6 protein-coding genes are annotated in these 6,572 nt (G+C 73.7%); 2 read left to right on the forward strand and 4 right to left on the reverse strand.

Going from position 1 to position 6,572, the window contains the following annotated elements; all coding sequences use genetic code 11:
- Positions 1-71 precede the first annotated feature (71 nt).
- Both AB0D44_RS30725 and AB0D44_RS30730 read left to right on the forward strand, forming a co-directional pair.
- Entirely contained in the window at positions 72-1,688 is a 1,617-nt protein-coding gene (locus tag AB0D44_RS30725) for an iron ABC transporter permease (protein WP_362596981.1), read from the forward strand.
- Complete coding sequence (locus AB0D44_RS30730) at positions 1,688-2,722, forward strand: ABC transporter ATP-binding protein (RefSeq protein ID WP_362596984.1); 1,035 nt, start codon at positions 1,688-1,690, stop codon at positions 2,720-2,722. The genes AB0D44_RS30725 and AB0D44_RS30730 overlap by 1 nt, the downstream gene beginning before the upstream one ends.
- Before the next feature lie 22 nt (positions 2,723-2,744).
- Here AB0D44_RS30730 and AB0D44_RS30735 read toward each other — a convergent pair whose 3' ends face one another.
- The 4 genes from AB0D44_RS30735 to AB0D44_RS30750 form a co-directional block, all read right to left on the reverse strand.
- The gene (locus AB0D44_RS30735; RefSeq protein WP_362596987.1) at positions 2,745-3,995 is read right to left on the reverse strand and encodes a cytochrome P450; all 1,251 of its coding nucleotides are present in this window, start codon (positions 3,993-3,995) and stop codon (positions 2,745-2,747) included.
- Between the two features lie 39 nt (positions 3,996-4,034).
- Positions 4,035-5,429: an FAD-dependent oxidoreductase gene (locus AB0D44_RS30740; protein ID WP_362596990.1), complete on the reverse strand. Its 1,395-nt coding sequence runs from the start codon at positions 5,427-5,429 to the stop codon at positions 4,035-4,037.
- Entirely contained in the window at positions 5,419-5,655 is a 237-nt protein-coding gene (locus AB0D44_RS30745; protein ID WP_362596993.1) for a ferredoxin, read from the reverse strand. Before AB0D44_RS30745 ends, AB0D44_RS30740 begins: the two co-directional genes overlap by 11 nt.
- A 124-nt stretch (positions 5,656-5,779) precedes the next feature.
- A complete protein-coding gene (locus AB0D44_RS30750; protein ID WP_362596996.1) occupies positions 5,780-6,388 on the reverse strand; it encodes a hypothetical protein in 609 nt (202 codons plus the stop codon).
- Between the last annotated feature and the right edge of the window lie 184 nt (positions 6,389-6,572).

Here is a 6,572-nt window from a genome sequence, read left to right on the forward strand (position 1 = left end):
CGCCGGGGGGCGCCGCGCCGGTTCCCGGCCCCCGCGAGGGCGGGCGGGCCACGGCCGTGCGGCTCGCGCTGATGGCCGTACCCCTCGCCTTCTTCGGACTGTTCTTCGCCTACCCCGTGGCCGCGATCGTCGGACGCGGTCTCAAGACCGACGCCGGCTGGCAGTTCGGCCGCATCGGCGAGGTGCTCGCCCGGCCCGACATCGCCGGCGTGCTGTGGTTCACCACCTGGCAGGCGCTCGCCTCCACCGCACTCACGCTGCTGATCGCGCTCCCCGGCGCGTACGTCTTCGCTCGCTTCGAGTTCCCCGGCAAGCAGCTCCTGCGGGCCCTGGTGACCGTGCCCTTCGTGCTGCCGACCGTGGTGGTCGGCACCGCCTTCCTCGCGCTGGTCGGCCGGGGCGGACTGCTCGACGAACGGGTGGGCGTCCGCCTCGACACCACCGTCTGGGCGATCCTCCTCGCGCACGTCTTCTTCAACTACGCCGTCGTCGTCCGCACGGTCGGCGGCCTGTGGGCCCAGCTCGACCCGCGCCAGGAGGAGGCCGCCCGGGTCCTGGGCGCCGGGCGGTTCGCCGCCTGGCGGCGGGTCACGCTGCCCGCGCTGGCCCCGGCCGTGGCCGCCGCCGCGCTGATGGTGTTCCTGTTCACCTTCAGCTCCTTCGGCGTCGTACTGATCCTGGGCGGCCCCTCCTACTCCACCCTGGAGGTGGAGGTCTACCGGCAGACCGCGCAGCTCCTGGACCTGCCCACGGCCGCCGTGCTGACGATGGTGCAGTTCGCGGCGATCGGCGCGATCCTCGCGGTGCACGCCTGGACGGTGCGCCGGCGGGAGACCGCGCTGCGGCTGGTGGACCCGGGGCGCACGACGCACCGGCCGCGCGGCTGGTCGCAGCGGGGCCTGCTGGGCGGGGTGCTGCTGACGGTCGCCCTGCTGATCGTGGCCCCGCTGGCGGTGCTGGTGGAGCGGTCCTTCGACGCGCCGGGCGGATACGGCCCCGGCTTCTACAGGGCGCTCCAGGAGGTGGGCGCGGGCGGCGGGACCTTCCTGGTGGCGCCGCTGGAGGCGATCTGGAACTCCCTGCAGTACGCGCTCGCCGCCACGGCCATCGCCCTGGTGATCGGCGGGCTGGCGGCCGCGGCCCTGACCCGGCGCGGAGGCCGTTTCGTGCGGGGCTTCGACGCGCTGCTCATGCTGCCGCTCGGGGTGTCCGCCGTGACGGTCGGGTTCGGCTTCCTGATCACCCTGGACGAGCCGCCGCTGGACCTGCGGACCTCGTGGATCCTGGTGCCGCTCGCGCAGGCCCTGGTGGGCGTGCCCTTCGTCGTACGGACGATGCTGCCGGTGCTGCGGGCCGTGGACGGGCGGCTGCGGGAGGCCGCCGCCGTGCTCGGCGCCTCCCCGCTGCGGGCCTGGCGGGAGGTGGACCTGCCGCTGGTGCGCAGGGCGCTGCTGATCGCCGCGGGCTTCGCCTTCGCCGTCTCGCTCGGGGAGTTCGGCGCGACCGTCTTCATCGCACGGCCGGACCGGCCGACGCTGCCGGTGGCCGTGGCGCGGCTGCTGGGCAGGGCCGGGGAGATGAACTACGGGCAGGCGATGGCCCTGAGCACGATTCTGATGCTGGTGTGCGCGGTGTCCCTGCTGGTGCTGGAGCGACTGCGTCCCGACAAGACCTCGGGAGAATTCTGATGACGCTGCTCCGGCTGGACGGGGTGTCGGTCCGCTTCGGTGAGCGCGCGGTCGTGGACCGGGTGGACCTGGAGGTCGCCGAACACGAGACCGTGTGCGTGCTGGGGCCGAGCGGGAGCGGCAAGTCGACCCTGCTGCGCGTGGTCGCCGGGCTCCAGCCGGTGTCCGCGGGGCGAGTGTCGCTGGGCGGCGCCGACCAGGCCGGCGTGCCCGCGCACCGGCGGGGCGTGGGCCTGATGTTCCAGGACCACCAGCTCTTCCCGCACCGGGACGTCGGCGGGAACGTCGCCTTCGGGCTGCGGATGAAGGGCGCGGGCCGCGGCTCGTACGAGGCACGGGTGGCGGAGCTGCTCGAACTGGTCGGCCTGCCCGGGGCCCAGAGGCGTGCGGTGGCCTCGCTGTCCGGCGGCGAGCAGCAGCGGGTGGCGCTGGCCCGGGCGCTGGCCCCCTCGCCGCGGTTGCTGATGCTGGACGAACCGCTGGGACAGCTGGACCGGGGGCTGCGGGAGCGGCTCGTGGTCGAGCTCCAGGGGCTGTTCTCCCGGCTGGGGACGACGGTGCTGGCCGTGACGCACGACCAGGGCGAGGCCTTCGCGCTGGCCGACCGGGTGGTGGTCATGCGGGACGGGCGCGTAGCGCAGACCGGAACCCCGTTGGAGGTGTGGCAACGCCCGGCCTCGGAGTTCGTGGCACGCTTCCTGGGCTTCGAGAACGTGGTCCCCGCCGTGGTCTCGGGCGGCGCCGCGGGCACCCCGTGGGGCAAGGTCCTCGTCCCCGCCGGATCCCCGCAGGGCGAACAGCGGCTGCTGATCCGCCCGGCCGGAGTCGTCCTGGCCGCGGCCGGACTGCGGTGCGAGGTCGTCTCCCGCACCTTCCGGGGCACGCACGTGGCACTGCTGCTGCGCCCCGCGGCGGGGCCGGTGCTGGAGGCCGAGTGCGAGCTGGCCGGGGCGCCGGCCGCGGGGGACCGGGTCGCGGTGTCCTTCAGCCCGGGCGAGGTGGTCGTCCTGCCCGGGGGCACCCCCGCGACGTGAGGGACCGGTCCGCCAGCCGGACCTAGGAACGGACGGCGTCGCAGGCGATCGGCAGGTGGCGCGGGCCGCGCAGGACCGCATTCTGGCGGTACGGGGGCGGGTCCTCCAGGAGCCTGGGGTTCTCCAGCCGCCGGGCGAGCTCGCTCAGCGCCAGCTGGGCCTCCAGCCGGGCCAGCGGCGCCCCGAAGCAGCTGTGGATCCCGCTGCCGAGCCCGAGGTGCTGGATGTCCTTGCGGTCCGGGTCGAAGCGGTCCGGGTCCTCGAACCGCTGGGGGTCGCGGTTCCCGGACGCCAGGATCAGCCAGAGCGACGCGCCCTTGGGGATGGTCACTCCGCTGATCTCGATCTCGGTGAGCGGGCTGCGCTGCGGCAGCAGCTGCACGGGCGGCTCGTAACGGAGCAGCTCCTCCACGATCGGTACGGCCAGGGCGGGGTCCTCGCGCAGCCGCTGCAGGACCTCCGGGTGGCGCAGCAGGGTCAGCATCCCGTTGGTGATGAGGTTGACGGTGGTCTCGTGGCCGGCGATCAGCAGGAGGGCCGAGGTGCTGAGGATCTCCATCGTCGTCATCGTGCCGTCCGGGCCGCCCGCCGTCGCCAGGTGGGACAGCATGTCGTCGCCGGGGTCCTTGCGGCGCTCCTCGATGAGCCCCGCCAGGTACATGCCGAGCTCCATCCGGGTGTCCTGCGAGCCCTTGTGGCGCTGCGAGGGATCGGCGTCCGGGTCGGGGTCCAGGCTGGCCGCGAGGGTGTCCGCCCACACGTGGAAGCGCGGCTCGTCCTCGGGCGGCACGCCCAGCAGGCGGCAGATGACCGAGACGGGGAACGGGTAGGAGAACTGGTCGACCAGGTCGATCCGGTCCAGCCCGCCCTTGTCGGCGATCCCGTCGATGAGCCCGGAGACGATCCCGCCCAGCTCACCGCGCATGTCGTGGACCTTGCGCGGGGAGTGCGGGGGCCCGAACGGCCGGTTCGTCATCCGGCGCAGCCGGTCGTGCTCCGGGGGGTCGAGCCCCAGGAAGGAGGGCGGCAGGGCCGTCTCCCCTCCCTCCTCCTCGGTCTGGGCCAGCGGATCGCCCGCCACCGAGGTCAGGTTGCGGCGGTCGGAGCTGATCCGGGGGTCGTGGAGGAGGCTGTGGATCTCGTAGTACGTGCTGACGACGTACGGCCCGTCCCCGTCATGGGCCACCGGGGTCTTGCGCAGCTCCTCGTACAGCGGGTACGGATCGGCGCGGTTCGCGTAGTCGATGATCTCCCGCAGGATGGCTTGTGTCATGACAGGTCCTCGTGGTCCTCGGGGGAGGGCGCGGCGGGGTCAGTGGCGCGCGGGGGTGAAGGTCATCTTCCGGTCGGCCGGCGAGTAGCCGCTCAGCGTGATGGTCGGGCCGTGCGTGGGCACCGACGGGTCCGGGAAGTCGGCGGACATCGGCTTGTGCCCCTCGGGCCGGCGGTCGACGGTGGTGTACGGCGGCGGGAACGGCGTGGTCGACTCGATCAGGTGCTGGTAGAAGGGCAGCCAGCGGCCCTGGTCGAAGGTGACGGCGGCGATGACGCGCCCCTGGTAGCCGTAGACGGCGGCGAACCTGCGCTCGTCGCGCGAGCCCTGCGTGATGAGGAGCTCCGTCCCCATCGGCGGCACCCCGACGGACTTGATGTTGACGCCGAACTGGGAGGACCAGAAGGCCGGGACCCACACGTGGGGGCGGCGGTCCATGCCCTCGCTGAGCATGTTGTGCGCCGCCGTCTCGGCCTGGGCGACGGCGTTGCCCCAGTGCTCCAGGGACAGGAACTGGTACCCGAAGAGCGCGTGCGGGGAACGTGCCACGTCACCCGCCACGTAGATGTCGTCGGTGACGATGCCCCAGATGTCGAAGGCCCGGCAGCCCGCGTCACAGGCGATGCCCCGCGGCCCGGCGCCCAGGCCGGACCCGGCGAGCCACTCGGTGTTGCGCTGGGCGCCGAGCGAGACGACCACCACGTCGGCCTCGACGGTGGCCCCGTCGGACAGGTGCGCGGCGCGGACCCGCCCCGCGGGGTCGCCCTCCAGCCCGGTCACCATCACCCCGGTGCGCAGGTCCACCCCGTGCTCCCGGTGCATGTCGGCGGCGACCTCTCCGATGACCCCGCCGAGCGCGCCGACCAGCGGCGCGGCGCCCCGTTCGGCGACCGTGACGGACAGGCCGCGCTCCCGGCAGGCGGAGGCGATCTCGGATCCGGTGAATCCGGCCCCGATGACGAGGACCCGGCGGGGACCGGCCGCGAGGGCCCGTTGCAGTCCGGCGCCGTCGTCACGGGTGCGCAGGACGAAGACGCCGTCGAGGGCGCCCTCGTCCTCGTTGGGCCACGGCCGGGCCCGTACGCCGGTGGCGATCAGCAGCCGGTCGTACTCCACCTCGTCGCCGTCGGCGAGGCGCACCCGCCGGGCCTTCATGTCCAGGCCGGTGGCGGGTACCCCGAGGCGCCACTTGGCGTCGATGTCCCGGCGGCGGGGGAGGGCGGTCCGGTCCGCGGCCGCTTTGCCCAGCAGTACCTGCTTGGACAGCGGGGGCCGGTCGTACGGCTCGTAGGGCTCGTCCCCGATCATCGTGAGCGAGCCGGTGAAGCCCTCCTCGCGCATGGTCTCGGCGGCCCGCAAGCCGGCCAGGGAGGCCCCGACGACGACGATGCGGCCGTCCCGCTTCAGGCGCTCCAGGCTTCCGTCACCGCTCATCGCGCACCTCCTGGGCGCGTACGGGGCCGTCCTCCCCGTCGTATTCGACGAGGATCGCCCCGACCGGGCAGGCGGCGACGGCGCGCGCCACGTTCTCGCGCTGCCGCTCGTCCGACTCCGGGTCGTACAGCAGGGACTCGTCGCCGTGCATGGCGAACACGTCGGGAGCGAGGAACGCGCACTGCGCGTATCCCTGGCAGCGATTGAGGTCGACGACAAGCCTCATGAAAGATCAGCCCTTCCGTGGCCCGATCATCCCGTCATCCCCGAGCCCCCGACCCCCGTCCCGCCCCTCCCACCAGCATGCACGCGGGACCGCAGGACGGCCTGCCGGGCGGTTCGCCCGCAGGTCAGGGCCGGTTCGGCCGCAGCAGGACGTACAGGCTGACCACGAGCGCCCAGGCCGGGAAGACCAGTTCCGACCAGGGCACACCGGACCCCACGACGATCAGGACCAGCCCCACGACGACGCCGAGGGCGGCCAGCGGCCGCGGGAAGACCCCGAGCCGTCGCCCGATCGTCGAGGTCGCGAAGACGAAGACGGCGGCCATCCGCATCGCGTAGGTCGCAAGGACCGTGTATGCGTAGTGGCGGCCGAAATCCGAGGGCGTGTCCTCCGCGAGCACGGTGCCCGCGGCCCCGGCCGCGACGAAGAGGGTGGCGGTGAAGACGAACCCGCTGCCCAGGAACACGGTCGCGACGAACCGGTCCTCGGCCTCGCCCGCATGGGCGCGCAGGGCGCCCATGAACCACAGGAAGAAGATCCCCGCGAACGGGACGATCTCCAGGGCGGCGCGGACCGCCCAGCGCCGGTCCGCGGGGATGGCCGCGTCCGCGGCGTTCCCCGCCGGGACGGCGATCCGCATCAGCACGATCGCCGCCGCGAGCAGCAGGGCGAAGGCGATTCCGGCAGCTCCCGCGGCCCGCGGGGTCCGCAGACGTTCACTGGTGGGTTCCACGAACCCCTCGCTTTCTCCCCCTGTCCAGAAAGCGGCAGCCGGCCCCCGCGCACCATCGGGGACCGGCCGACCAGGTGAATCCCGGGGGTTAGGGGGTGTCTGACGGAGGTCCGCGGCGTCGCGGTGCCCGGCACGCACTCTCGCCGCACCGGCCGAAAGCCCAAGTACGTCCAGTACGGGGGCA

Source organism: Streptomyces sp. NPDC048349 (assembly GCF_040651925.1).
Taxonomy (GTDB): Bacteria; Actinomycetota; Actinomycetes; order Streptomycetales; family Streptomycetaceae; genus Streptomyces.

Excerpts from the sequence above, each read along its gene's own strand:
- AB0D44_RS30730 (WP_362596984.1), top strand. The coding sequence starts at position 1,688 with ATGACGCTGCTCCGGCTGGACGGGGTGTCGGTCCGCTTCGGTGAGCGC.
- AB0D44_RS30725 (WP_362596981.1), top strand. The coding sequence starts at position 72 with ATGGCCGTACCCCTCGCCTTCTTCGGACTGTTCTTCGCCTACCCCGTG.
- AB0D44_RS30745 (WP_362596993.1), bottom strand. The coding sequence starts at position 5,655 with ATGAGGCTTGTCGTCGACCTCAATCGCTGCCAGGGATACGCGCAGTGC.
- AB0D44_RS30740 (WP_362596990.1), bottom strand. The coding sequence starts at position 5,429 with ATGAGCGGTGACGGAAGCCTGGAGCGCCTGAAGCGGGACGGCCGCATC.
- AB0D44_RS30735 (WP_362596987.1), bottom strand. The coding sequence starts at position 3,995 with ATGACACAAGCCATCCTGCGGGAGATCATCGACTACGCGAACCGCGCC.